The organism is Streptomyces sp. NPDC001750, assembly GCF_042892615.1.
Classification (GTDB): domain Bacteria; phylum Actinomycetota; class Actinomycetes; order Streptomycetales; family Streptomycetaceae; genus Streptomyces.
In genome coordinates this window covers 12,461-34,599 of sequence record NZ_JBIAUE010000038.1, presented here as the reverse complement: position 1 = coordinate 34,599, position 22,139 = coordinate 12,461, and the positions used below count along the sequence as shown (strand labels likewise).

The following is a 22,139-nucleotide window of genomic DNA, read 5'->3' as shown; positions in this document are numbered from 1 at the left end:
CCGATTCGTACAAGGCCCCCGGGAGCGCGCGGAGTTCGTTCCGGTCCGCCGTGCCCCGACAAGGCGTCGGAGCGGGTCCGGCCGGATCGCCGGTACTGCGGTGCGCCCCTCAGTCCTGTTCGTCGCCCTCGTCGTCCCCGCCGTCCCGGGCGGGGGGCGCCGGGGAATCGGGGGCCCCGGTGTTCGCGGTGGGACCGCTGTCCGGGGTGTCCGCCGGGCCCGAGTCGGGGGCGAACAGGCTCATCCCCAGGTACACGGCCGCGATGAAGGCGACGGTACCGGCGATGGCACTGGCCACCCTGGGCCGACGCCTGATCGCCGCCCGGGCGGTGGTGAGCCGCAGGGCGGGCGCGGGCGGGGCCGGCTGGCGGCGCCGGTGCCCCCCGGTCTGCGGCATGCGGTACGTCGTCGGGCCCGGTGCCTCCGGTGCGCCGCCCGTCGCCGGGGCGGGGCCGAGCCGGGGCGCGGGAGCCGAGGCGTACGGGACGCCGCCCGGCGCCGCGGCGGGCGGCGTCCCGTACAACGGCATGGGCTCCGGACGACCCCGCCACGCGTCGCTCTGGAACCAGTCGGCGACCTGCTGGGCGGTGGGCCGGTCCTCGGGCTGCTTGGCGAGCAGCCCCAGCAGGTAGGAGTCGAAGGCCGGAGGCACGTCGACGCCCCGCTGCCTGAGCGGCACGGGCGCCGTGTCGACGTGCTGGTAGAGCGTGGCGGTCGCCGTGTCCGAGCGGAACGGCGGCTCGCCCAGCAGCAGTTGGTAGATCACGCAGCCGAGGGAGTACATGTCGGACGCCGCCTCGGCGGTACGTCCCAGGGCCCGCTCGGGGGCGAGATAGAGGCTGGTGCCGACGATCTGCCCCGTGGTGGTCAGCGCGGCCGACGGGTCGTCGACGAACTGGGCGATGCCGAAGTCGCCGATCTTGACGGAGCCTTCGGCGTCCAGCATCAGGTTCCCGGGCTTGATGTCGCGGTGCACGATGCCCTGCCGGTGGGCCGCGGCCAGCCCCGCGGCCGCCTGGCCGGCGATCCGGGCGACGCGCTCGGCGCCGAGCCGCTCCTCGGCGGTGAGCAGACCGCCCAGGCTGATGCCCTCGACGAGCTCCATCACGAGGAAGAAGCGGCCCTCCCAGGCCCCGAAGTCGAACACGGCCACCAGGTGAGGGTGGCTCAGGCGGGCCGCGGTCTGGGCCTCCAGGCGGAACCGGGCGGTGGCGGACTCGTCCGCGTGATCGCCCAGCAGCAGCTTCACGGCCACCGCGCGGCCGAGCACTTCGTCTTCGGCACGCCACACCTCACCCATGCCGCCACGGCCGATGGGGGACGTCAAGCGGTACCGACCAGCTACCAGCACCTGTGCACCATTCTCGAATTGTGGGCCGCTCCGACTGCCACGGCGCGCCCCGACCGTGATCGGGGCGAGGTGGGGGGCGCGCGGCATGATCAGGATATCGGGCCGCCGGACCGCGACGGCACGCCCCGCTCCCACCCGTACGGTCCGCGCGGACCCATGCGGATTCGCCGTGTTTCAGGGGGTTTCGGCGCGCGGACGGCTCGTGAGGCGCCGGTGGCCGTGCCGACGGCGGCCCAACGACGTCCTCCGGCCGCGCTCCCGGCCGGGACACCGGCACCGGTGGACCTCCGACGCCGGTCGGCCGGGCCTGCGGAACCCGGCGGTCTCCGGGACCCGGCGTCGGCGTGGGGACGCCTCGCGATCCCCCGATACGGCGTCAGCGCCTGCCGGGCGACCGGCCCGCCGACACGTCCGGGCCCGCCGCGGCCGCTCGGCCCACCGATTCGACCAGCGGCAGCAGCCGGTGCGGCACCCGCTCCCGCAGGGCCACCTCGGTCCGCGTCCGCACCACCCCGGGCAGCCGGATCAACCGCTGGATCACGTCCTCCAGATGCTCGTTGTCACGGGCCACCACCCGGGCCAGCAGATCGCCGCCGCCCGTGGTCGAGAACGCCTCGACGATCTCCGGCACCGAGGCCAGCGCCGCACCGACCTCGTCCAGATGCCCCTGGGTGACCTCCAGGTGGACGAAGGCCAGCACCGGGTGGCCCAGCGCGGCGGGGGAGAGGGCCGGCCCCGTTCCGGTGATCACCCCGGCCCGCTCCAGCCGGTCGATACGGGCCTGGAGGGTGCCTCGGGCGACGGAGAGGATGCGCGCGTACTCACGGACGCTGGTCCGCGGCTGCTCGATGAGCAGCCGCAGAATGCGGGTGTCGAGGGCGTCCACCGCCATGCTCCGTCGGCCTCCTGTGCGGGACGATCCGGCTGCGACTGTACCAATGACCCGTCAATGCCCTTGCCGGACAGACCGGGAGAGGCCGGGCGGCCCCCTCATACCCCTAGTCCTCCGGAGCTACGGGAGAGCTTCACGCCCCGGCGTGACGCCGACTACGGGGCCGCTTCCCTAGCTTCGGTACCCGATGGCGACCCGGCCGTCCGGTACGGAAGGAAACACCGTCATGCCGTCCCCACCGCGCGCCTCCCGCCTGCGTCGCGGCCTGCTCGCCGCACTGGTGGCCGCCTCGGTCGCGGTGCCCGTCGCGGGAGCCGCCGGACCCGCGGCCGTACCGGCACCCGCCCCGGCCGCACGGGACCCGTTGGGCACCGCCACCCCCGGGGCACTGGCCGAACGCTACGCCGCGACCCGCGCGGACATCCGGGCGGCCGAGCGGGCCGCCGCCGCCCACGGCGACCGCGGACGGGCCGCCGCGCTGCGCGCCATGGCACAGCCCGGACGCCGCTTCCTCTCCTTCGACGGCCGCGACGGCGGCCGTGGTGCCGAGGTCTTCGGCGACCTGGCGCACGCGGAGCGGATCGCCGTACTGGTCCCCGGCGCGGGGATGGACCTCGACCACTACGGGCGGTTGCGCGGCGGGGGAACGGCCCTCCACGAGGAACTCGGCGACGGAACGGCCGTCGTCGTCTGGCTCGGCTACCGGACCCCCGCCACGGTGAGCCCGGCCGCGCTCACCCCCGGCCGGGCCGCCGAAGCGGCGCCCGCGCTCCGGGACTTCGTCCGCGAACTGCGCGCACTCAGGCCCGGGGCCGGGACGGCTCTCCTGTGCCACTCCTACGGCTCCGTCGTCTGCGCCAGGGCCGCGCACGGACTGCCCGTCCAGGACATCGTTCTGTACGGAAGCCCCGGCACCGGCTACGCGACGGCCGCCGACCTGCGCACCACGGCCACCGTCTGGGCGGGCCGCGGCGGCGACGACTGGATCGCGGACGTGCCCCACCTGAGGCTCCGGCTCCCCTTCGCGGACATCGGATTCGGCACCGACCCGGTCTCGCCCGCGTTCGGCGCCCGGATCTTCGAAGCGGGCGACGGCGGACACAGCGACTACCTCAGCCCCGGCTCCGTGCCGCTGAGGAACATCGCCGGGATCGTGGCCGCGGCAGCCCCGGCCACCGCACCCGGGGGAGACCGCCGTGCGTGACCTCGTCCGGCGGATCGACGCCGCCACCCCCGCCGACCGCGACCGCGCCGTCGACGCCCTGCGCGCCCTCGCCATCCTCGGCGTGGTCCTCGGCCACTGGCTGGTGACCGCGCTGGTCGCCGACAGCGGCACCCTGCACGGCGCGAGCCCCCTGCGTGCCATGCCCGCACTCGCCCCGCTGTCCTGGGTGTTCCAGACCCTCGCCGTCTTCTTCGTGGTCGGCGGGCTGGTCGGCGCGCGGAGCCACGCCTCCGCACGCGCCCGCGGCGAGAGCCACGGGCAGTGGCTGCGCGGGCGGCTGACCCGGCTGCTGCGGCCGGTCGTCGTCGTGCTGGTCGTGTGGGCCGTGGCGGTGGCGGCGATGCTCGCCCTCGGCGCCGACCAGGACACCGTGCTCGCGCTCTGCCGGCTCGTCTGGTCCCCGCTCTGGTTCGTGGCGGTCTTCGCGCTGCTGACGGCGGTGACCCCGCTGGTGACGCGACTGCATCCGCTCTGGCCCTTCGCCGTCGTCCTGATCACCGACGTCCACCGGTTCGGCTCGGACGCGCCCGGCGCGTACGCCTGGGGCAACGTGGTGGCGGGCTGGCTGGTGCCGTACTGCCTGGGCGCGGCCTGGTCCCGGGGCGAACTGGGCGGTCGCCGGACCGGATGGGCACTGCTGCTCGGCGGAGCCGCTGCCGCCGTCGCGCTCGTGCGGTGGGCCGGCTATCCGCCGACCATGGTCGGCGTGCCCGGCGAGGAGATCTCCAACCTCGATCCGCCGACCCTGGCCGCGGTCTGCTTCGGCCTCGCCCAGTGCGGAGCGGCCCTGCTGCTCCTCGCACCGTTGCGCAGGGTGCTGCGCCGCCCGGCGGTCTGGGCGGCGGTGGCGGTGACGAACCTCTCCGCGATGACGATATTCCTGTGGCACCAGACGGCGATGATCGCGGTCACCGTCACCGGTCTGCTGCTGGACGCCCCCCTGCCCGGCCTGCACACCCCGCCCGACACCCCCGGCTGGGTGTTCGCCCGCCTGGCCTGGCTGCCCGCGTTCGCCCTGGCCCTGCTGATCTGCCGGGCGGCGTTCCGCGGCTACGAGACGGGCCGGTCACGGACCGGGAGCACCGTCGTACGGGAAGGGCGCTCCGCCCGGCCGCGCCGCGACGACTCCTGCCGGATCCCCGGGCCGTGACGACCTGGGGAACCATGGGGAGTGGATCAGCGAGCGGCGTCGTGGGGCTTCGAATCCAAGGCGGAGGAGGGCGGCGGATGGGGCCTCCCCTGCTCGAACGCAGCTGAGAGCTCGGGGATGGAGCGTCGGTGACCGACGACAACGCGGGAGGCGGAGTCGCAGGGCGTCGGGAGCCCGCTCCCTCTTGCTCCCAAGGTCGTAAGGTGCACGTCGTGGATCGGGGGGACACGGTGGGACGGGGAGGGACGACGCGGCGCCCGGGGCGAAGGCCGTGGGAGCGGGCCGTGCGAGCGCTGCCGCGGACGCTGCGGGGGCTGCCCCGCACCCTGCGCGCGGACCTCCTGACGTCCGGGGCGGAACCGGACGGACGGGCGGGAGCGCCGCGTTGGCTGGAATGGCGGCCGGTGATCGCCGTGCCGCTGACGCTGCTCGCGGTGGGCATGCTCGTCCTCGCCACGAACCAGTACGCCTTCCACTACCGGACGGGCATCCTGCTCGGCATCCTCTTCGCCGGGGCCCAGTCCGTGTCGCTCGTCGTCGCGCTCTACCGCCCGGTCCCGGCCTGGTGGACGTCGCTGCTCGTCATGGTCGCCGTCACCCCGTTCGCCGCGCAGGCCCACCAGGGCGACGTGTTCCCCTCGAACGGCGTGCCCGTGACCGGTGTCCCCGGCGGCCCGGCCTTCCCCTGGGACGGGGCCTCCGTCGCCCAGCAGGCCGGGGCGCTGTTCCTGCTGGCCCTGCGGGTACGGCCCCGGATCGCCGCCGAGGCGCTCGCGATCACGGTGCTGGCGGGGCTCGTCTGCGGCGCGGGCGTCCCACGCCCCGGCGGCGGCGACCTCCGCCTCGCGCTCCTGGTCCTCGTCACCACCGTCGTGGTCGGCGCCGCGCTGGGCGGACTCGGGGTGGCCCGCACCCGGCTGGTCGTCCAGGAGGAACGCACCGCCGAGGAACGCGCGCGGCGCACCCTCCTGGAGGAGCGGAACCGGATCGCCCGCGAACTGCACGACGTGGTCGCCCACCACATGTCCGTCGTCTCCATCCAGGCGCAGGTCGTCCCGCACCTGGTCGACAACCCCTCCGACGCGCTGAGGGAGAACGCCGAGGCCATCCGCCGGAACGCCGTCGACGCGCTCACCGAACTGCGCCGTGTCCTCGGCGTGCTGCGCTCCGAGGAGCCGCTGACCGAGGCCGCCCGGCACGCCCCGCAGCCCACCCTCGACCGGCTGGACGAACTGGTCGGCAACGCCCGCGGCGCCGGGCTGGCGGTCACCGTCACCGTCTCCGGGGAGCGGCGGCCGTTCCCCCCGGGCGTCGAACTGTCGGCGTTCCGCATCGTGCAGGAGGCACTCAGCAACACGATGCGGCACGCACCCGGCTCCGCGGTGCGGGTCGAGATCGGCCATCGCCCGTCCGGGCTCACGCTCCGGGTCACCAACACGGCGCCCCAACGGGCCGTTCCGTCCTCGGCGGGCGCGGGCCACGGCCTGCTCGGCATGCGGGAACGCGCCGCGATGCTCGGCGGCGAACTCGCCACCGGACCCACGCCCGACGGCGGGTACGAGGTGACGGCGATCCTCCCGGCACGGTCCGCCGACGGTCCCGCCGGTCCCGCGGAACCCGCCCCGCGCACCCCCTGACGGCGGACCGTGCCCGCGGGGACCGGTCCCGAGCCGTCCACGGCCCCGTGTCGCCCTCCGGTCCGTTGGCCTACCCCCGGCCCGGCCGGACAGCCACCGACTGGACCAATGGCCCAGTGGATCCGCCTTCGCTTGAGCCAAGGTCTTCAGGGGTGCTGTGATGTACCCGTCGATGGCGCTGCGGATCTCCGCGGCGCCTTTTTCATGCCGGTGCGCGGAACCGGTGCACGAATCGGGAGCCACGTGCTGAAGAGGATGTTCGTTTCCCCGGACCCGGGCCGGCTGCGGCTGCGCGGCGCGCTCAGGGCCGTCCTCGGCATCGGCCTGGCCGTCACCCTCTGCGGACTGGCGGGACATTCGCTCGTCGCGGCGGTCACGGGCGGACTCGCCGCACTGCTCGCGCTGTTCACCGTGCTGGACACCACGGTCAGGGACCAGGCCCTCACGACCGCGCTGCTGCCCGTCGCGGGCTTCCCGGCGCTCGCGCTCGCCGCCGTGCTCCACGACCACCCGACCGCGCGGGGCGCCGCGTTTCTCGCCGTCATGGGCCTCGGGGTGTACGCGCGCAGGTGGGGGCCGCGCGGCCACTCGCTGGGCGTCTTCGTGTTCATGGCCTTCTTCACCACGCAGTTCCTCCACACGCTGCCGCAGCAGCTCCCCGAGCTGTACTCCGCCGTCGCCCTCTCCCTCCTCGCCTCCTCGACCGTCCGCTTCGGGCTGTGGTGCTACGAACGACGGCTGCCGCCCGCCCCCGTACCCGCTCCGTCGACCGGCACGGGACTGGCCAGGGCGACCACCCGGCAGGCCGTCCAGGCCGTGGCCGGCGGCGCCGTCGCGCTCGCGGCGGGCCTGCTCCTGTCCGAACAGCGCTGGTACTGGGCCGTCGGCGCCACCTGGTGGGTCTTCGTCAACACCACCTCGCGCGGCGAGACCCTGGTGCGCGGCTTCCGCCGGGTCCTCGGCACCCTGATCGGCGTTCCCGTCGGACTGGCCGTCGTCGTGCCGCTGCACGGGGCGCCCGTGCCCAGCGCCCTCCTCGTCGCGCTCGGCGTCTTCGGGATCTTCTACACCGCCGCGGTCTCCTACACCTGGATGATGCTGTCCGTGACCGTGCTGGCCGGGGCGCTCTACGGACTCCTCGGCGTGCTCGACCCCGCCCTGCTCCTGCTGCGGGTCACGGAGACCGCCGCCGGGGCGCTCGCCGCCGCCCTCGCGGTGCTCCTCGTGCTGCCCGTCACCACCCACGCCACCACCGACGCGTGGATCCAGCGGGCCCTGCGCTGCGTGCACGCCTGCACCGCGGAGGCCGCGGCGCGGCTGGCGGGCTCGGCGACCGCCGACCCCGCGCCGCGCATCGCCGAGCTGGAGGCGCTCCTCGGCCGGGTCCGGCTCTCACTGGCGCCGCTGGTGCACCCGCTGAGCCCGCTGCGCGCCCGCCGGGCCAGGGCCCGGCAGGTGCTCGCGCTCCTGGACGCGTGCGCCCGGGAAGTACGCGGACTGGCCTCCGTCGCCGCCGACCCGGAGGCGTCCCACGACGCCCGTCTCGCCGCCGCGTGCTGGCGCGTCGAGGCGTCCGTCGAGGCACTGACCGCCCCGGACCCGGCGCGGCGGGCGGACGTGCCCGGCGTGCCGCCGCACGTCACCGTCGCCGAGCCCGCCCTCGCCCATCTGCACGGCCTGGAGCGGGCCCTGGCCGAACTCGCCGCGCCGCTGCGCAGTGCGCCAGGGGCGCCGCCGATCGGCGCGTGACACGGCGGGGCCGGGCCCGTACCACCCGCCGTGGCCCTGGTCCAGACCTTGACCGGCCGACTGCTACCGTCGCTCCGGAGAGACCGCGGCAGCACGCACGGCCGCGGTCCGTCGGCGGAGAGGGGCAGTGCGGTGACAAACGGTGCGGCGGGCGAAGGCGCGGGGCGGGCCTACATCGGATCGTTCACCTCGGCGGGCGGACGGGGAATCACCGCCGTCGCCGTGGACGCCGGGACCGGGGAGCCGAGCTTCCTCGGCGCGACGGACGCCGTCCCCGATCCCTCGTACCTGGCCGTCGGCGACGGGGCGGGCGGCGGGGTGCTCTACGCGGTCAGCGAGACCGAGCACGGCGCGGCGGCCGCTCTCGACATCACCGGCGACGTGCCGCGGCCGATCGGCGAACTCCGGCCCGTGGAGGGCGAGGGCCCGACCCATCTGGCTCTCGCGGCCGGTCATCTGCTCACCGCCAACTACGGTTCCGGCAGCGTGACCGCCCTGTCCCTGCGGCCGGACGGCTCCGTCGGCCCCGTCGGCTCCGTGCTCCGCCACGAGGGCAGCGGCCCGGACTCCGAGCGCCAACGGGCCCCGCACGCGCATCAGGTGCTGCCCGACCCCTCGGGCGCCTGGGTGCTCAGCGTGGACCTCGGAACCGACTCCGTACGGATCTGCGCCCTCGACACCGCGACCGGCGCGCTGCGTCTGCACGGCGAGACGGTCCTGCGGCCGGGCACGGGCCCGCGCCACCTCGCCTTCCACCCCGACGGCGGCCACGCCTACGTCCTCAACGAACTCGAACCGACCGTCACCGTGTGCAGGTGGGACGCCGCCGCGGGCGTTCTGGAACCGGTCGCCGAGACGGCCGTGCTGCCCGAGGGGGAGGAGGGCGCCGAGGATCTGGTGACCTATCCGTCGGAGGTGGTCGTCTCGCACGACGGTCGGTTCCTCTGGACCGCGAACCGGGGGCACGACAGCATCTCCGTCCTCGCCCTCGACCCGGCCGGTGAGAGGGCGAGGACGGTCACGACCGTGGACTGCGGCGGGCACTGGCCGCGCGATCTCGCGCTCGACCCCACCGGGCGGTGGCTGTACGCGGCCAACGAGCGGTCGGGGAACGTCAGTTGGTTCGCCGTAGACGCGACGACCGGCATCCCGCGTCGTGCGGGCTCGCTGGACGTCCCCGCCGCGTCCTGCGTGGTCTTCGCCTGACGGCCGCCGGCACGTCCCGAGCACCACGACGGCCGGCCCGGTCCGGTTCCTCCGGACCCGGCCGGCCGTCGGGAACGAACGGCGACCCCGCCGGCCGGCGCGTCCGGCCCCGGCTCAGTGCGCCGGGGCGCCCTGCGGCACGGCCGGCGTGATGCCGAGCGCGGACATGTACATCGACAGCACAAGCTTGCCGATCGCCGGGTAGGCGCCGAGCGGCTCCGCCGCCGCGCAGCCCGCCTCCTTCGCCGCGATGTCGAGCAGCCCCTCGGGCACCTCGGGGCCGACGAGGTACGGGGCCAGCGCCAGCTGCGCCGAGCCCGAGCTCGTCAGCTGCTCGGCCACCGACGCGACGGACCCGTCCACGTCGAGCGCCGCGGCCATCACCGGGACCGCCAGCCGGGCGGCGAGCAGCATGCCGGTGATCCCGGCCGCCTGCACGGCCTCCTCTCCGCCCACCGTGGCCAGCACGATGCCGTCGGCCGCCGTCGCCACGGTGAACAGCCGCGCGCGGTCGGCGCGGGCCAGGCCGGCCTCGGACAGACGGACGTGGAGCGCCTCCGCGAGCAGCGGGTGCGGGCCGAGCACGTCCGTCAGCTCCACCTGCGTGCCGCTGTCCATCACGGCCTGCCGTATCTGCCTGATCAGCGCGCTGTCCGGCCCCGCGAGCAGCGGCACCACCACGGCCGACGGGCCTTCGGGGTCGGCGACCTCGCGACCCGCGGCCCGCGCCTGCTCGACGCGCGCGACGCGCTCGGCGGCGTTCTGGGCGAGGACGGACGAGAGCGTGGGGAACTCGGCGTCGTCGCCGTCGAGGTAGCCGACCAGGGCGTTCAGACCGGGCAGCTCGGAACGGGCGATGCTGATCACTTCCTCGGCCAGGCTGCGCGTGGCCGAGGAAGGGGCACCGGGGACGGCGAGAACGAGCGCCGCGGCGCCCTCGGGTGCGACCACGGGCTCCGGGCGGCGGTGCCGTCCGGACTGGCGAGGTCGCGGCATTCGTACAGGCAGGCCGGAAGCGGGCCCAGTGGGGGTGCTCATGGCGCCGCATGCTACTGGCTTCGAGTGCCTCCCCGTTCGGGGAGGGCCCAGTCGGGCGCCATCTGTCCGCTTTTATCCGATGGGAGGCTTACCGGCTGACCGTCCCGCTCTGTCGGTGCCTGTCCGAGGTCATTGCGCAGGCCCGTCGCCGCGTACGCACAGCAGCGTCGGATGACGGGGCAGCCGCAGATCCCCGTCGGCCGCCGCCCGTGCGATGGACAGGGCGCCGGTCAGCGGATCACCCGAACCGGGGACCGCCCGGGCCTGTGGAACCTGCCGGGACAGCTCCTCGCGCAGCGGTACGAGCAGTGGATCGCCCATCCGGAACAGGCCGCCCGTCAGGGCCACTTCGCACGGTCCGCCGTCGGCGCCGGTCTCCGGGCAGACGGCCGCGGCCGCCGCCGCGATGTGCCCGGCGGCCTCCCGCAGAATGCCCGCCGCGACCGGGTCGTGACCGGCGCAGGCGGCGACCTCGGGCGCGAACGAGGCCAGCACGGCGGGCCGGTCGGTGCGCGGATACAGCCGCCCCGGGAGCTCCGGCGCGGGCCCGAACACCGCCTCCAGCCGGGCCAGCAGCGCGGCGGACCCGCCGCGGCGGCCGTCGTACGCGCGCATGGCGGCGTCGAGACCGGCCCGCCCGATCCAGGCACCGCCGCCGCTGTCGCCCAGCAGATGCCCCCAGCCGTCGACCCGGTGCCAACGCGTCAGGTCCGTGCCCAGCGCGATCAGGCCCGTGCCCGCCGCCACGACCGCGCCGGGACGCTGTCCCACCGCGCCGGCGTACGCGGTCACCGCGTCGGCGGCGAGAGCCAGCAGCCGCACCCCGAGCGCGCGTTCCAGGGCCGCGGGCAGTTCGGCACGCAACTGCCCGCCGAGGGTGGTCATTCCGGCGGCGCCGATCGCCACCGCGGCGATCCCGGAGCCGTGGGGGGCGCCCTGCCCCTCCAGCAAGTGGCGGGCGGCGGGCAGCAGTTGCTCCAGAAGGTGGCCCGCGTCGATACCCTCCGGACCGGTCCGCACCGGCTCGCCGCAGACCGCGGTGTCCAGGGCGCCGGACGCGTCCACGCTGCCCAGCGCCACCCGCAGCCCGGAGCCGCCGGAGTCCACGCCGAGCACGAAGGGGCCAGGCGCACCCGCCCCCGCCGTCGCCCTCGCCCCGGTCGCTCCCTGTGCCTCCGTCGCTCCGGAAGGCGTCTCCGTCCCCGCCGTCACGACCGCCTCCACGGGGCGTGACGCGCATCGCCGCTCACCGGCGGACGCCTGTGTGACCTCATGGACCGGCTCCAGTGCGAGGAGGAACGAGGAGTGACGGCGGCAGCCTATCCCGACCGTCACGAGCCGCCCGAGGCGGAGCCGGTCGTACGGCGGATCTCCGCGGGCCGGGTGGTGGGGCCGGGAGTCCGACGGGAGGGCGGGGCGGAAGCCGTGAGGAGGGAATTCGGATTCGGTGAACACGGAGCCGGGAGGCGGGAGGCCGGGAACGGAAGTCCGGAGGTCGGAGCTGTCGACGGGGAGCGGGAGAGGGTCGGCTACGCCGGTAGAGTGATGTTCGTGGCACCACGACCCTTGAATGAAGTAGTCGAGCCCGGCTGGGCCGAGGCCCTGGCCCCCGTGGCCGGACGCATCGCCGAGATGGGCGATTTCCTCCGTGCGGAGATCGCGGCCGGTCGCACCTATCTGCCCGCCGGCGCGAACGTCCTGCGCGCCTTCCAGCAGCCCTTCGACGAGGTACGCGTCCTGATCGTCGGTCAGGACCCCTACCCCACACCGGGAATGGCCATGGGGCTGAGCTTCTCGGTGGCTCCCGAGGTCCGTCAACTGCCCGGCAGCCTGGAGAACATCTTCCGGGAACTCCATACGGACCTGGGACTGGCGCGCCCGTCCAACGGCGATCTCACACCCTGGACGCGTCAGGGCGTGCTGCTGCTGAACAGGGCACTCACCACGGCACCCCGCAAGCCGGGCGCGCACCGCGGCAAGGGCTGGGAGGAAGTGACCGAGCAGGCCATCCGTGCCCTGGCGGCGCGCGGCAAGCCTCTGGTGTCCGTGCTGTGGGGGCGCGACGCCCGCAATCTGCGGCCGTTCCTCGGCGACTTCCCGGCGATCGAGTCCGCGCACCCCTCGCCCATGTCCGCGGACCGTGGCTTCTTCGGCTCGCGTCCCTTCAGCCGCACCAACGAGCTGCTGCTCCGCCAGGGGGCCCAGCCGGTGGACTGGCAACTGCCGTGACCGGACGCCCGCCGTCGGAGCTCTTCCGACGGCGGGTCTCCCGGCGCCGACGGGTTCTGCACACGACCCCGGTGAGCGTCCGGCCCTCCCGGTGAGAACCGTGCGTCGCCGCGGGCGGCCGGCTCCCTCCGGCGGTCGTCACGGGCCGACCACCGCCGCCCGGACGCAGAGCACGTCCGGCAGGTGGGAGGCGAGCTGCCGCCAGCTGTCCCCGTCGTCCGCGCTCGCGTACACCTCGCCGTTGCGGTTGCCGAAGTACACCCCGGCCGGGTCGGCGTCGTCGGTGCAGAGCGCGTCGCGCAGCACCGTGCCGTAGTGCGCCTCCTCGGGCAGCCCCGTCGACAGCGGCTCCCAGGTTCCGCCCGCGTTCCCGGTGCGGAACACCCGGCAGCGGTGCTCGGCCGGCACCCGGTCGACGTCGGCGTTGATCGGGAAGACGTAGGCGGTGTCCGCGCGATGCGGGTGCGCCGCCATGGCGAAACCGAAGTCGGAGGGCAGGGAGCCGCCGATGTCCGTCCAGTGGTCCCCGGAGTCGTCGCTCCGGAACACACCCCAGTGGTTCTGGAGATAGAGCCGGTCGAGATCGACCGCGTCCCGGGCCACCTTGTGCACGCACTGCCCGAACACCGGGTCCGGTCCGGGGAGGAAGGACGCCGACACCCCCTTGTTGGCCGGGGCCCAGCTCGCCCCGCCGTCCCTGGTGCGGAAGACCCCGGCCGCGGACACCGCGACCGTCACGGCCCCGGCGTCCCTCGGATCCGTCAGCACGGTGTGCAGCCCCTCGCCGCCCCCGCCAGGCACCCACGCGGAGCGCGTCGGATGCTCCCACAGCGGGCGGATCAGTTCGAAGGACACCCCGCCGTCCCGGGAGCGGAAGAGCGCGGCCGGCTCCGTCCCCGCGTACACGACGTCCGGCGCCTCGGCCCCCGCCGGCTGCAACTGCCAGACCCGCTCCAGCGAGGAGCCGGTGAACTGCGGGAACTTCACGGCCGGTTGCCCGGGTTCGATCCAGCTGCGGCCGAGGTCGTCGGAGTGGAAGACGGACGGACCCCAGTGCGCGCTGTCCCCGCCGACCAGCAGCCGGGGCACCCGGCCGCGCCTGTCGATCGCGATCGAGGAGATCGCCTGGGCGTTGAAATGCGGACCGCCGAACTCCCACGCGCCACCGCGCCCGCGGCCGATGAAGAGTCCCTTGCGGGTGCCCACGGTGAGCAGTACGTCGGCCATGGCCGAACCTCCCGAAACGCCGTTGTGCCGGATACGCGCAAGTCTGCACCCCGTCGTCGGCGCAACCCCGCAGGGTGATTCCCGGCGATCCGCCCCTGTCGCTTCGCGGCCGGTGCCGCTACGGTGCCGGAGACGCGGAAAGCGCTTTCCGAGCACTGTGACCGACACACCGAAAAGGAGTACGCGTGTCGACCTTCGAAGGGCTTCCCGGCGCCGTAGCCGTCTCTCATCTGCGGGTTTACGATCGTCCCGCCGTCGACGGGCTGCGCGGCGGGACGCCGCATCTCCATCTGGCCTGCACGGAGGCGTACGTGGTGGTCGGCGGCACGGGATCGGTGCAGACGCTCACCACCTCGGGCTTCCGGCAGACGCCGCTGGCTCCGGGCGCCCTGGTCCGGTTCTCGCCGGGCACGATCCATCGCATCGTCGACGAGGACGGGCTGCGGGTCGTCGTCCTCATGGAGAACGGCGGACTGCCCGAGGCGGGGGACGCCGTTCTCACCCTGCCGCCCCAGCACCTGACGGACCCCGGTCGCTACCGGTCGGCGGCCGCCCTTCCCGTCGAAGGGTCCGAAGCGGAGCGGGAGCGGGCCGCGTTCGCCCGCCGGGACCTCGCCGTCGAGGGATTCCTGGCGCTGCGCCGGGCCGCCGAGGCCGGTGACCCCGGTCCCCTCGCCGCCTTCCACCGGGCCGCCGCCGCGCTCGTGCGGCCGATGGCCGGTGAGTGGCGGCGGCGCTGGCGTGAGGGGGCCGCGGCCGCCGCGGCGGCGACCGGTGACCGGCTCGACGCCCTGGCACGCGGCGACGGCGGACATCTCGCCGCCGCCGCCGTGCACGCCGAACGGCCCATTGCCCACGGCAGGTTCGGTATGTGCGGCCGACTGGACGTCTACAGAGGCTGACCGGCCGCCGCTTCCGGTGCCTCGTCGGCGGTGTCCGCGGCGGCGGACCGGGTCAGTACCCGGGTCGTGGTGCCGTCGTCCTCCGTGATGTCCCGGACGTATCGGAACCCCAGCCGGTCCAGCAGCACCAGGGACGCGGTGTTCTCGGCGGCCACCGTGGCATGCACCTCGGTGAGCCCGAGGACATCGTGCCCGTACGCGATCAGCGCCCGTGCGATCTCGGTGCCGAAACCGTGCCCCCACGCGTCCGGCTCCAGGGCGTATACGAGCTCGTGACCGGACACCTCCTCGGTCGGCTTGATCTCCGCGTGTCCTATCAGGCGGCCGTCGTGCCGCACCGCCCATACGTCGAACAGTTCCTGCGCGTACACCTTGCTGAAGACGCGCTGGAACATGGCGCGGTCCTCGGCCTCGGATTTCGTCCCGTCGCCCATCCACCGGGAGACCCGGGTGTCCTGGAAGAGCTCGACGAAGGCCTCTTCGTCGGCGGGGGAGTACGGCTCCAGAAGCAGCCGTTCGGTGTTCAGAGTGGGTGTTGCCATGTATGGGACGGTATGCAGGCCCGGACCGGCCGGCAACACAATTGATCTACGGGCGGACCGGCGGGAAGGTTCGCCCGACACGGGAGGGGCGAGCGGGTCGTGCGGGAGGAGCGCGGAGCGATGACGAGTGGTGTCGAGGACCGTGAGGGGCGCGTCGCGACCCTGGAGGTGGCCCCGGCCGGGACGGGGGTCGGCATCCGTGCCGCGGCGCCGTCGGGGGAGCTGTCCCTGGTCTGCACCCCCGTCCGCGCCCGGGAACTGGCGGCGGCCCTCGTCCTCGCGGCGGACCGGGCCGAGGCCGCGGCGGCGTCGGAGCCCGTCACCGTCCGCGCGCGGGAGCTGCGCCGCGGGGACGTGAGGGACGGCGACCGGGTCATGACGGTGGAGGCCGTCAGGGGCGCCGGGGAGACCGTCCATGTCACCTGGACGTCGGACGCGGGGCGCAGCTGGACCCAGGGGTACGACGCGGACGCCGCCATCGTGCTCCGGCGGCGCGGCTGACCGTGTCGCGTCGACCGGGACGGGCGGGGCGGCGGCCCCGCTTCGTCGACGGACGGCGGGGGCGGTGCGGTCGGCGCGGTACCGCCGGGGTGTGCGGCAGACCGTTCCTGGTCGGTCTCGGCGGGAATGGGGGCGTGGGTCCGCGTTGTCGTACGAGAGCCGTCGTAATTTGACGAGCATCGTAGTACGACGTCTATCGTACTACCTGGCCGCACCCTTCCCCCGTCCGCGGGGAACACCCACCGGAACGGAGCTGCGCATGAGCGCCCTCTTCGAGCCCTTCACCCTGCGATCGCTCGTCATCCCCAACAGGGTGTGGATGGCACCCATGTGTCAGTACAGCGCCGAGCCCACGGGTCCGGACGCGGGCGTCGCGACCGACTGGCACTTCGCGCACCTCGCGGCGCGTGCCATCGGCGGGACCGGACTCGTCCTCACCGAGGCGACGGCCGTCGCTCCCGAGGGCCGGATCAGCCCGGCGGACCTCGGTATCTGGAACGACGCCCAGGTGAACGCCTTCCGCAGGATCACGGACTTTCTCAAGGCGCGCGGAACGGTGCCGGGAATCCAGCTCGCCCACGCCGGGCGCAAGGCGTCGACGGCGGCGCCCTGGCTGGGCGGCGGCCCCGTAGGCCCCGACGCGCACGGCTGGACGCCGGTGGCCCCCAGCCCGCTGCCGTTCGACGAGGGCCGTCCGGTGCCGCACGAACTGACCGCGGACGGGATCCGGGATGTCGTCGACCGGTTCCGCGAGGCCGCCCGCCGCGCACTCGACGCGGGCTTCGAGGTCGCCGAGGTGCACGGAGCCCACGGCTACCTCGTCGGGCAGTTCCTCTCGCCGTACACCAACCGCCGCACGGACGAGTACGGCGGCGGTTTCGAGAACCGTGCGCGCTTCGCCCTCCAGGTCGTGGACGCGGTGCGGGAGGTCTGGCCGGACGACCTGCCCGTCCTCTTCCGGATCTCCGCGACGGACTGGCTCACGGAGAACGAGGAGGACGAGCGCGAGGGCTGGACCGTGGAGGACACCGTGCGGCTCGCCCACGAGCTCCGCGACCACGGCGTCGACCTGCTGGACGTCTCCAGCGGCGGGAACGCGCCGGGCGTCCGGATCGAGACCGGTCCCGGATACCAGGTGCCCTTCGCCGAACGTGTCCGGACGGAGACCTCCCTGCCCGTGGCGGCCGTCGGCCTGATCACCGAGCCGCACCAGGCCGAGAAGATCGTCGCCGAGGGCCGGGCGGATGCCGTCCTCCTCGGCCGCGAGCTGCTGCGCAATCCGTCGTGGGCCCAGCACGCGGCCCGTGAACTGGGCGCCGGACCGCGCGTGCCGGACCAGTATCTGCGCGCCGTCTGACGGGATCGGGGCGCAGCCCCTCCGCCCCGGCCGTTCCCGCGCCGCGGCGGGGCCGGGCGGCGGGTATCCGGTTCAGTGCCGCCGCGCGCGGTAGAGGTCGCGCAGCAGCGCGATCTCGGCACCGTGGTGCAGGAGTTCCTGATTGACCCACCAGACGGTCTCCAGGAACGGGTCCTCCGGATCGCTGCCGTACGGGTACGTGCTGTGCCCCACCGTGTCCAGCGCCGCGTCGTCGGCGTCGAGCAGCGCCTCCCGCCAGGCCGCGGCGGCGGAGTCGAGATCGGTGATCGCGGTGGCGGCGTCCGCCACGATCCGGTAGTCGTCCCGGGCCAGGGTGTGGGTGCCGTTCGTGTGGTCGGCGCGCAGCGTGAGCATCTCGCCGAGGTGGCTCAGCCGCCAGGCCAGAGTGGTGAAGGGCGGCGGAGAGGGATGCGGGAAGTCCGCGGAATCGCGTCCCCACTCGCCCCCGCCGGCCAGGAGGGTGGCCGTCGGCCCCGGTCCGTCCGAGCGGCGGCGCAGCGACCAGCAGCCCGGCACCGGTTCCCAGAGGTACTCCTCGTCGGTCATCGGTGCGACCGCGACGGCCGTGCCGTTCCCGCTGTCCACACGGGGGCCGGCCAGGCGGTCGACGAGTCGCCGCCGTGCGAAGTCGAACTGCTCCAGCAGCGGAACCAGGCGTGGGGGAGTGGTGGGCGACGATGCCGTCATGAGGATTCTCTCCGGACGTTGCGAGGGGGCGCCGGACGTTGCGAGGGGGCGCGGGGCGGATACGGGGCGTGAGGGACGATCGAACACCGAATGACGCGGGGGCGCCATGAGTTTTTCCGTGGACGTGACCGTCCGGGGTTACGAGCTCGACACCCAGGGCCATCTGAACCGGGCCGGCTACCTCCAGTACGCCGAGCACGCGCGCCGGGAACTCCTTCGCGCCGCCGGCCTCCCGCGGGACGAGCTGCCGACCGGCGGCGTCGGGCCGGTGGCCCCCGAAACGAGGGTGAGTTACCTGCGCGAGCTCCGCGGCGGCGACCGCGTGCGTGTGACCTGCCGGTTCGTGAACGGCGAGGGCAAGACGTTCGAGGTCGTGCAGGAGGTCGTCAATGAGGACGCACGGTCGCGGCGCGGATCACCGGCCTGGCGGGGATGCTCGATCCGACCACCCGCAGACCGATCGCCGATCCGGCCGGACATCCGGCCTCGCTCGCCGACAGGCCGGACCTGCTCGGGGGCGACGTCGAGCCCGCCACCCGTCGTGGCGCCCGGCCGGAGCCATTCGCACGTGGAACGTCGAACTATGACGGGCCTCGTATCATGGCTGACCCGACCGAGGAACCTGGAAGTGACGTCGTGGTGACCCCAGCGAGCGCCCCTGCGGCGAGCGCCGCGGCCGGTGGCCGTGTGCTCGACCACCCGGAGCGGGACGAGATCCGGATCGAGGGAGTGCTCCACGCGCTCGCCGATCCGATGCGGCTGCGCGTGGTGCGTGAACTGGCCGCCGCGCGGACCGAGCTGCCCTGCTCGCGCATCGGCCTGCCGGTGTCCAAGTCCACGTCCACGCACCACTTCCGCGTGCTGCGCGAGAGCGGCGTCGTGCGGCAGTTCTACCGAGGCACGGCCAAGATGAACGGGCTGCGCCGCGACGACCTGGAGGCGCTGTTCCCCGGGCTCCTCGACAGCGTCCTCGACGCCGCGAACCGTCAGGTCCGGCGCGTCGGCGAGGGCCGGTAGCCACCACGCGCCCACCCGGTCACCGAGACCGGGGCGGAGCGCACGGCGGCGTCACGCTGCGGGCCTGGAACTCCCGCCCGTCACCGCCGCCCACTCCACCAGCAGCCGCTGGTACTGCTCCTCGTCCTCCGGGGACAGGCGGCCGCCCGAACGCTGCCACAGGTCACGAATCTCTTTGTTCACCACGGCGGCGGTGCGCGTGGAATCGGAGGGGCATGGAGAACGGGACATGCATACAGGCTAAGGCCCTGGTGTGAAAATCCGACCCATTGTGCGTCAGGGACATCCCTCACATGTTCTTCAGCCGACGCCCGACACCAGTCCGAGCGCCCGCAGCCCGTCCGGCCGCTCCTCCACCGGCAGATGGCACACGAACCGCACGTCACAGCCCAGCGCCGCCGCCCCGCCGTCCGCGTGGAGGTCGTCACCGACCATCACCACATCCGCCGGATCCAGCCCCAGAAGTGTGCAGGCCGTGTGGAAGAGACGTGCGTCCGGCTTCTGGACGCCGTGCTCGTACGACAGCACATAGGTGTCGATCAGGGGGTCCAGGCCGTGCCCCCGGAAGACCGGTCGCAGGTCCCAGCCGATGTTGCTGACCACACCGACGCGGATGCCGCCCTCGCGCAGCGCGCCGAGCACCTCCGCCGCGTCCGGGTACGGCCGCCAGGCGGCGGGCGTCCGCTGCCGCTCGTACAGCGCGTCGTACAGCCCGGGGTCCGGCAGCTCCACCTGCCGGGCCAGGGCGGTGTACGCCCGCCGGTGGAGCTCCGCGCTCTCGTCGCGGGCGGCCCACAGTCCGGCCAGCTCGTCGGGAACCCGCAAGGGAGGCGGACCGCCCGGCAGCGCCCCGGCCGCCTCCAGCTCCCGCGCGCACCGCTCGAACTCGTCCTCGCCCATCGGCACCCCGCGCTCGGCGAGGGCGGCGCGCAGCCAGGACCGGACCGGTTCGATACGGAAGAGGGTCCCGGAGAAGTCGAAGAGCACACCCTTGATTCGCATGAGGGCGATCCTTTCCGGTTCAGGAACGCCGGGGCAAGGCCGCCCTTCCGCGTCGCTCGTACCGGCCCCGCCGTTCGTACCGCTCGAACCCGGCGACGCAGAACCCGGCCAGGGCCGCCCCCAGCAGCCAGCCGCCCAGCACATCGCTCATCCAGTGCACCCCCAGATAGAGCCGGGTGACGCCGACCCCGACGACCGAGACCACCGCCACGGCCAGTGCCGCCCGCCACACCGGCCGGCCCGGACCGCTTCGGCGCAGCAGCCACAGCAGCAGGGCGCAGCTCACCATCGCGGTCATCGCGTGACCGGACGGGAACGCCGCGTAGTGGGCGGAATCCACCGGGTCCGGCCACCGGGGGCGCGGACGTCCGACCGCGGCCTTCAGCCCCTGCTGCAGGACGGCGCACAGCACGCTCGTCACGGCGACCCATCCCGCGAGCACGCGGGCGCCGCGCCACCACAGCACCACCACGGCCACCGCGATCAGCGCGCGCATGGTCCACGGATCCCACACCCAGTCGGTCAGGATCCGGTTCACATGGACGAGACCGGGTTCCGTCACCGCCCTGCGGTGCAGGGCCCGTGCGACCGAGAGGTCCGCGGCCATCAGCGGCGACCAGCGCACGGCGACCAGGACCAGCAGGACCATGGCGACAGCGGCGCAGGCCACGGCCGCGCCGAACGGTGTGACGAAGCAACGCGCACGGGGCGGCGGAGCGGGGGGCGGTGAGGGCATGAGGCGATCTTCGCGGAAAGCCCCCCGCCCCGGCTATCGCAGCGCGCTGAGCCCCGGGACGAAAGCCACCAGGAGCGGAATCACCGGCACCAGGGCGGCCGCCGCGGTCAGTCGCAGCCGATGGCCGGCGGTGAGCCGTTCCACCGGGGTCAGCAACCGGTTCACCCGCAGCGGCAGCTGGGCGTCGGCGGCGGGGGACGGGCCGAACACCCCCCGGTCCTCGTTGAGTTCCACCAGCGCCAGGGCGATCGTCAGCCGCCCGAACCGCTTCGACGCCACGTCGTCCGCGGCCAGTTCGACCAGCCGGTGCATCTCGTCGCGGAAGGCGGCGAACACCGGGACCTGCGGGAAACCGGTGGCCAGCGCGTCGGAACAATGCAGCAGCCAGTCGTGCCGGGCCTTCGCGTGTCCCTGCTCATGGGCCAGGACCGCATCCAGTTGACGCCCCTTCAGGCGGCCGAGCGCCCCGGTGGTGATGACGAGCTGCGGCGCCGCGCCCGGAAGCCACCAGGCACCGGGACGCTCGCCCTCCAGCACGACGAGCCGCTCGCTGCCGGGCTCCTCCCCGGGCAACAGCGGGGAACGCACCAGCAGTTCGGCCCTGCGCCGACGTCGGCGCACCCGGGCCCGGCGCACCTCGCGGGCCAGCATCGCGGCCGTCCACACCCCGCCCAGCGCCAGCAGCACGGCCATGGCCGCGGACCACCGGCCGTGGTCGCCCAGCGCGTACGCCTCCACCACGGCCCGCGGCGCCGGAGCGAACACGTGCCCGCGCACCGCCTGCCAGGCCGCGGCCGCGCTGAACGTCATGGACAGCGCGAAGGACAACAGCACCCCGGCCACCACGCACTGCCACACCCACAGGGCGACCACCGGCTCCCGCTCCGACCACCGGGCCCGCGCCATCAGGCGCGGGGTCACGACAGCGGCCAGTGCACCGAGCGACAGCAGTGCGAGGGAGACCAACATGGCGTCAGCCTATGAGTGTCGAGGTGCCCGCGGTATGCCCGCGCACGGCAAGTGACGCACGCCACGGTTTGCCCCACGCGCCCCTCACACGGTGAGCAGCATCGCGAACATGGCGATCCCCATCGTCATCCGGCAGGCGAGAGCGAGCTCCGGCCGTGCCGCCCAGCCGGACCCGTCCCCGGTCGGTCCGCCGCCCGCGGCCACCGGTATCAACCGGGCCCCCGCACGCAGTACATAGGCCGCGAAGTAGGCCAGCAACAGCCCGGTCAGCAGGGGTATGCCCCCGGCCGTGGCGGCCATGGCGTGATCCGCGTGCCCGCCATGACCGGCCGCGCCCCCGCCGCCGGGTGCCATAGTCAACGCCATGTAGACCATCGCCGACGACCCGACCAGATGGTGCAGATGGTGCCCGCCGCGCCGGGAGAACCACAACGCGCGCACCGAGGCCGCGCCGAACAGCACGGCGTACACCGCCCATCCCCACGCGGGCGGTGTCATGACGGCCGTCGGCACCGCCATGGCGGCCATGCCGAATCCCATCAGCGCCTCCGCGCGCGCCGCCCTGAGCCCCTCACCGGTCTCGCCGCGCGTACGCAGCAGGCAGTACGCGCCCGTCAGCGCGCACAACGCCATCAGCAGCCAGCCGGACATCGCCGGTCCGTGCACAGCGCACCCCCCTGGACGCACGAGTCGGTCCCCTG

22 protein-coding genes and 1 pseudogene are annotated in these 22,139 nt (G+C 74.4%); 11 read left to right on the top strand and 12 right to left on the bottom strand.

Features of this window, described 5'->3' with window-relative positions; genetic code table 11:
• Positions 1–109 precede the first annotated feature (109 nt).
• Complete coding sequence (locus ACFYY6_RS34525) at positions 110–1,300, bottom strand: protein kinase (RefSeq protein WP_351516605.1); 1,191 nt, start codon at positions 1,298–1,300, stop codon at positions 110–112.
• A 427-nt stretch (positions 1,301–1,727) separates the two neighbouring features.
• Positions 1,728–2,243, bottom strand: coding sequence for an Lrp/AsnC family transcriptional regulator (locus ACFYY6_RS34520; protein ID WP_388651934.1), 516 nt, complete (start codon positions 2,241–2,243; stop codon positions 1,728–1,730).
• Positions 2,244–2,469: 226 nt separating this feature from the next.
• Between ACFYY6_RS34520 and ACFYY6_RS34515 the strand changes: the two genes are divergently transcribed.
• The 5 genes from ACFYY6_RS34515 (at position 2,470) to ACFYY6_RS34495 (ending at position 9,210) form a co-directional block, all read left to right on the top strand.
• Positions 2,470–3,447 carry an alpha/beta hydrolase gene (locus tag ACFYY6_RS34515; RefSeq protein WP_388651936.1) on the top strand — a complete coding sequence of 326 codons (978 nt, stop codon included), beginning with the start codon at positions 2,470–2,472 and terminating at the stop codon, positions 3,445–3,447.
• Complete coding sequence (locus tag ACFYY6_RS34510; RefSeq protein WP_388651938.1) at positions 3,440–4,618, top strand: acyltransferase family protein; 1,179 nt, start codon at positions 3,440–3,442, stop codon at positions 4,616–4,618. Before ACFYY6_RS34515 ends, ACFYY6_RS34510 begins: the two co-directional genes overlap by 8 nt.
• Before the next feature lie 284 nt (positions 4,619–4,902).
• Positions 4,903–6,255 (top strand): sensor histidine kinase, encoded by a 1,353-nt coding sequence (locus tag ACFYY6_RS34505; RefSeq protein WP_351516446.1) that lies wholly within the window; start codon positions 4,903–4,905, stop codon positions 6,253–6,255.
• A 243-nt stretch (positions 6,256–6,498) separates the two neighbouring features.
• Positions 6,499–8,004 (top strand): FUSC family protein, encoded by a 1,506-nt coding sequence (locus tag ACFYY6_RS34500; RefSeq protein WP_351516445.1) that lies wholly within the window; start codon positions 6,499–6,501, stop codon positions 8,002–8,004.
• 132 nt (positions 8,005–8,136) lie between these two features.
• Positions 8,137–9,210 carry a lactonase family protein gene (locus ACFYY6_RS34495; protein ID WP_389197248.1) on the top strand — a complete coding sequence of 358 codons (1,074 nt, stop codon included), beginning with the start codon at positions 8,137–8,139 and terminating at the stop codon, positions 9,208–9,210.
• A gap of 114 nt (positions 9,211–9,324) precedes the next feature.
• Here the strand turns inward: ACFYY6_RS34495 and ACFYY6_RS34490 are convergent, their stop codons facing one another.
• Both ACFYY6_RS34490 and ACFYY6_RS34485 read right to left on the bottom strand, forming a co-directional pair.
• On the bottom strand, positions 9,325–10,248 hold the full coding sequence (locus ACFYY6_RS34490) for a hypothetical protein (protein ID WP_351625906.1): 924 nt from the start codon (positions 10,246–10,248) through the stop codon (positions 9,325–9,327).
• Positions 10,249–10,377: 129 nt separating this feature from the next.
• Complete coding sequence (locus tag ACFYY6_RS34485; protein ID WP_386609530.1) at positions 10,378–11,355, bottom strand: N-acetylglucosamine kinase; 978 nt, start codon at positions 11,353–11,355, stop codon at positions 10,378–10,380.
• 444 nt (positions 11,356–11,799) lie between these two features.
• On the opposite strand from ACFYY6_RS34485, the gene ACFYY6_RS34480 reads away from it, so the two are divergent.
• Positions 11,800–12,477, top strand: a complete 678-nt coding sequence (locus ACFYY6_RS34480; RefSeq protein WP_351516440.1) for a uracil-DNA glycosylase — start codon at positions 11,800–11,802, stop codon at positions 12,475–12,477.
• A gap of 138 nt (positions 12,478–12,615) precedes the next feature.
• On the opposite strand, the gene ACFYY6_RS34475 is transcribed toward ACFYY6_RS34480, so the two are convergent.
• Complete coding sequence (locus ACFYY6_RS34475; protein ID WP_351625909.1) at positions 12,616–13,704, bottom strand: exo-alpha-sialidase; 1,089 nt, start codon at positions 13,702–13,704, stop codon at positions 12,616–12,618.
• Positions 13,705–13,889: 185 nt separating this feature from the next.
• Here ACFYY6_RS34475 and ACFYY6_RS34470 point away from each other — a divergent pair, with 185 nt between their 5' ends.
• On the top strand, positions 13,890–14,606 hold the full coding sequence (locus tag ACFYY6_RS34470; RefSeq protein ID WP_351625910.1) for a cupin domain-containing protein: 717 nt from the start codon (positions 13,890–13,892) through the stop codon (positions 14,604–14,606).
• Here the strand turns inward: ACFYY6_RS34470 and ACFYY6_RS34465 are convergent.
• The gene (locus tag ACFYY6_RS34465) at positions 14,594–15,148 is read right to left on the bottom strand and encodes a GNAT family N-acetyltransferase (RefSeq protein WP_351516435.1); all 555 of its coding nucleotides are present in this window, start codon (positions 15,146–15,148) and stop codon (positions 14,594–14,596) included. The genes ACFYY6_RS34470 and ACFYY6_RS34465 overlap by 13 nt on opposite strands.
• Positions 15,149–15,268: 120 nt before the next feature.
• Between ACFYY6_RS34465 and ACFYY6_RS34460 the strand changes: the two genes are divergently transcribed.
• The gene (locus ACFYY6_RS34460) at positions 15,269–15,649 is read left to right on the top strand and encodes a hypothetical protein (protein WP_351516433.1); all 381 of its coding nucleotides are present in this window, start codon (positions 15,269–15,271) and stop codon (positions 15,647–15,649) included.
• Between the two features lie 259 nt (positions 15,650–15,908).
• On the top strand, positions 15,909–17,006 hold the full coding sequence (locus ACFYY6_RS34455; protein WP_351516431.1) for an NADH:flavin oxidoreductase/NADH oxidase: 1,098 nt from the start codon (positions 15,909–15,911) through the stop codon (positions 17,004–17,006).
• A gap of 72 nt (positions 17,007–17,078) precedes the next feature.
• On the opposite strand, the gene ACFYY6_RS34450 is transcribed toward ACFYY6_RS34455, so the two are convergent.
• The gene (locus tag ACFYY6_RS34450) at positions 17,079–17,714 is read right to left on the bottom strand and encodes a DinB family protein (protein WP_389197246.1); all 636 of its coding nucleotides are present in this window, start codon (positions 17,712–17,714) and stop codon (positions 17,079–17,081) included.
• 106 nt (positions 17,715–17,820) lie between these two features.
• Between ACFYY6_RS34450 and ACFYY6_RS34445 the strand changes: the two are divergent.
• Together ACFYY6_RS34445 and ACFYY6_RS34440 are read left to right on the top strand one after the other, a co-directional pair.
• Positions 17,821–18,233 (top strand): annotated as a pseudogene (locus tag ACFYY6_RS34445) (acyl-CoA thioesterase); the annotation flags it as partial.
• Positions 18,234–18,353: 120 nt separating this feature from the next.
• Positions 18,354–18,731: an ArsR/SmtB family transcription factor gene (locus ACFYY6_RS34440; RefSeq protein WP_386609529.1), complete on the top strand. Its 378-nt coding sequence runs from the start codon at positions 18,354–18,356 to the stop codon at positions 18,729–18,731.
• 51 nt (positions 18,732–18,782) lie between these two features.
• Here ACFYY6_RS34440 and ACFYY6_RS34435 read toward each other — a convergent pair whose 3' ends face one another.
• From ACFYY6_RS34435 to ACFYY6_RS34415, 5 genes are all read right to left on the bottom strand, one after another.
• Positions 18,783–18,962 (bottom strand): hypothetical protein, encoded by a 180-nt coding sequence (locus tag ACFYY6_RS34435; RefSeq protein ID WP_073782460.1) that lies wholly within the window; start codon positions 18,960–18,962, stop codon positions 18,783–18,785.
• Between the two features lie 69 nt (positions 18,963–19,031).
• Positions 19,032–19,733, bottom strand: coding sequence for an HAD family hydrolase (locus ACFYY6_RS34430; RefSeq protein WP_388651945.1), 702 nt, complete (start codon positions 19,731–19,733; stop codon positions 19,032–19,034).
• A 19-nt stretch (positions 19,734–19,752) separates the two neighbouring features.
• The gene (locus ACFYY6_RS34425) at positions 19,753–20,469 is read right to left on the bottom strand and encodes a phosphatase PAP2 family protein (protein ID WP_389197244.1); all 717 of its coding nucleotides are present in this window, start codon (positions 20,467–20,469) and stop codon (positions 19,753–19,755) included.
• Positions 20,470–20,502: 33 nt separating this feature from the next.
• Entirely contained in the window at positions 20,503–21,438 is a 936-nt protein-coding gene (locus ACFYY6_RS34420; protein WP_351516424.1) for a M56 family metallopeptidase, read from the bottom strand.
• Positions 21,439–21,522: 84 nt separating this feature from the next.
• On the bottom strand, positions 21,523–22,104 hold the full coding sequence (locus ACFYY6_RS34415; protein WP_389197242.1) for a DUF5134 domain-containing protein: 582 nt from the start codon (positions 22,102–22,104) through the stop codon (positions 21,523–21,525).
• Positions 22,105–22,139: the final 35 nt, after the last annotated feature.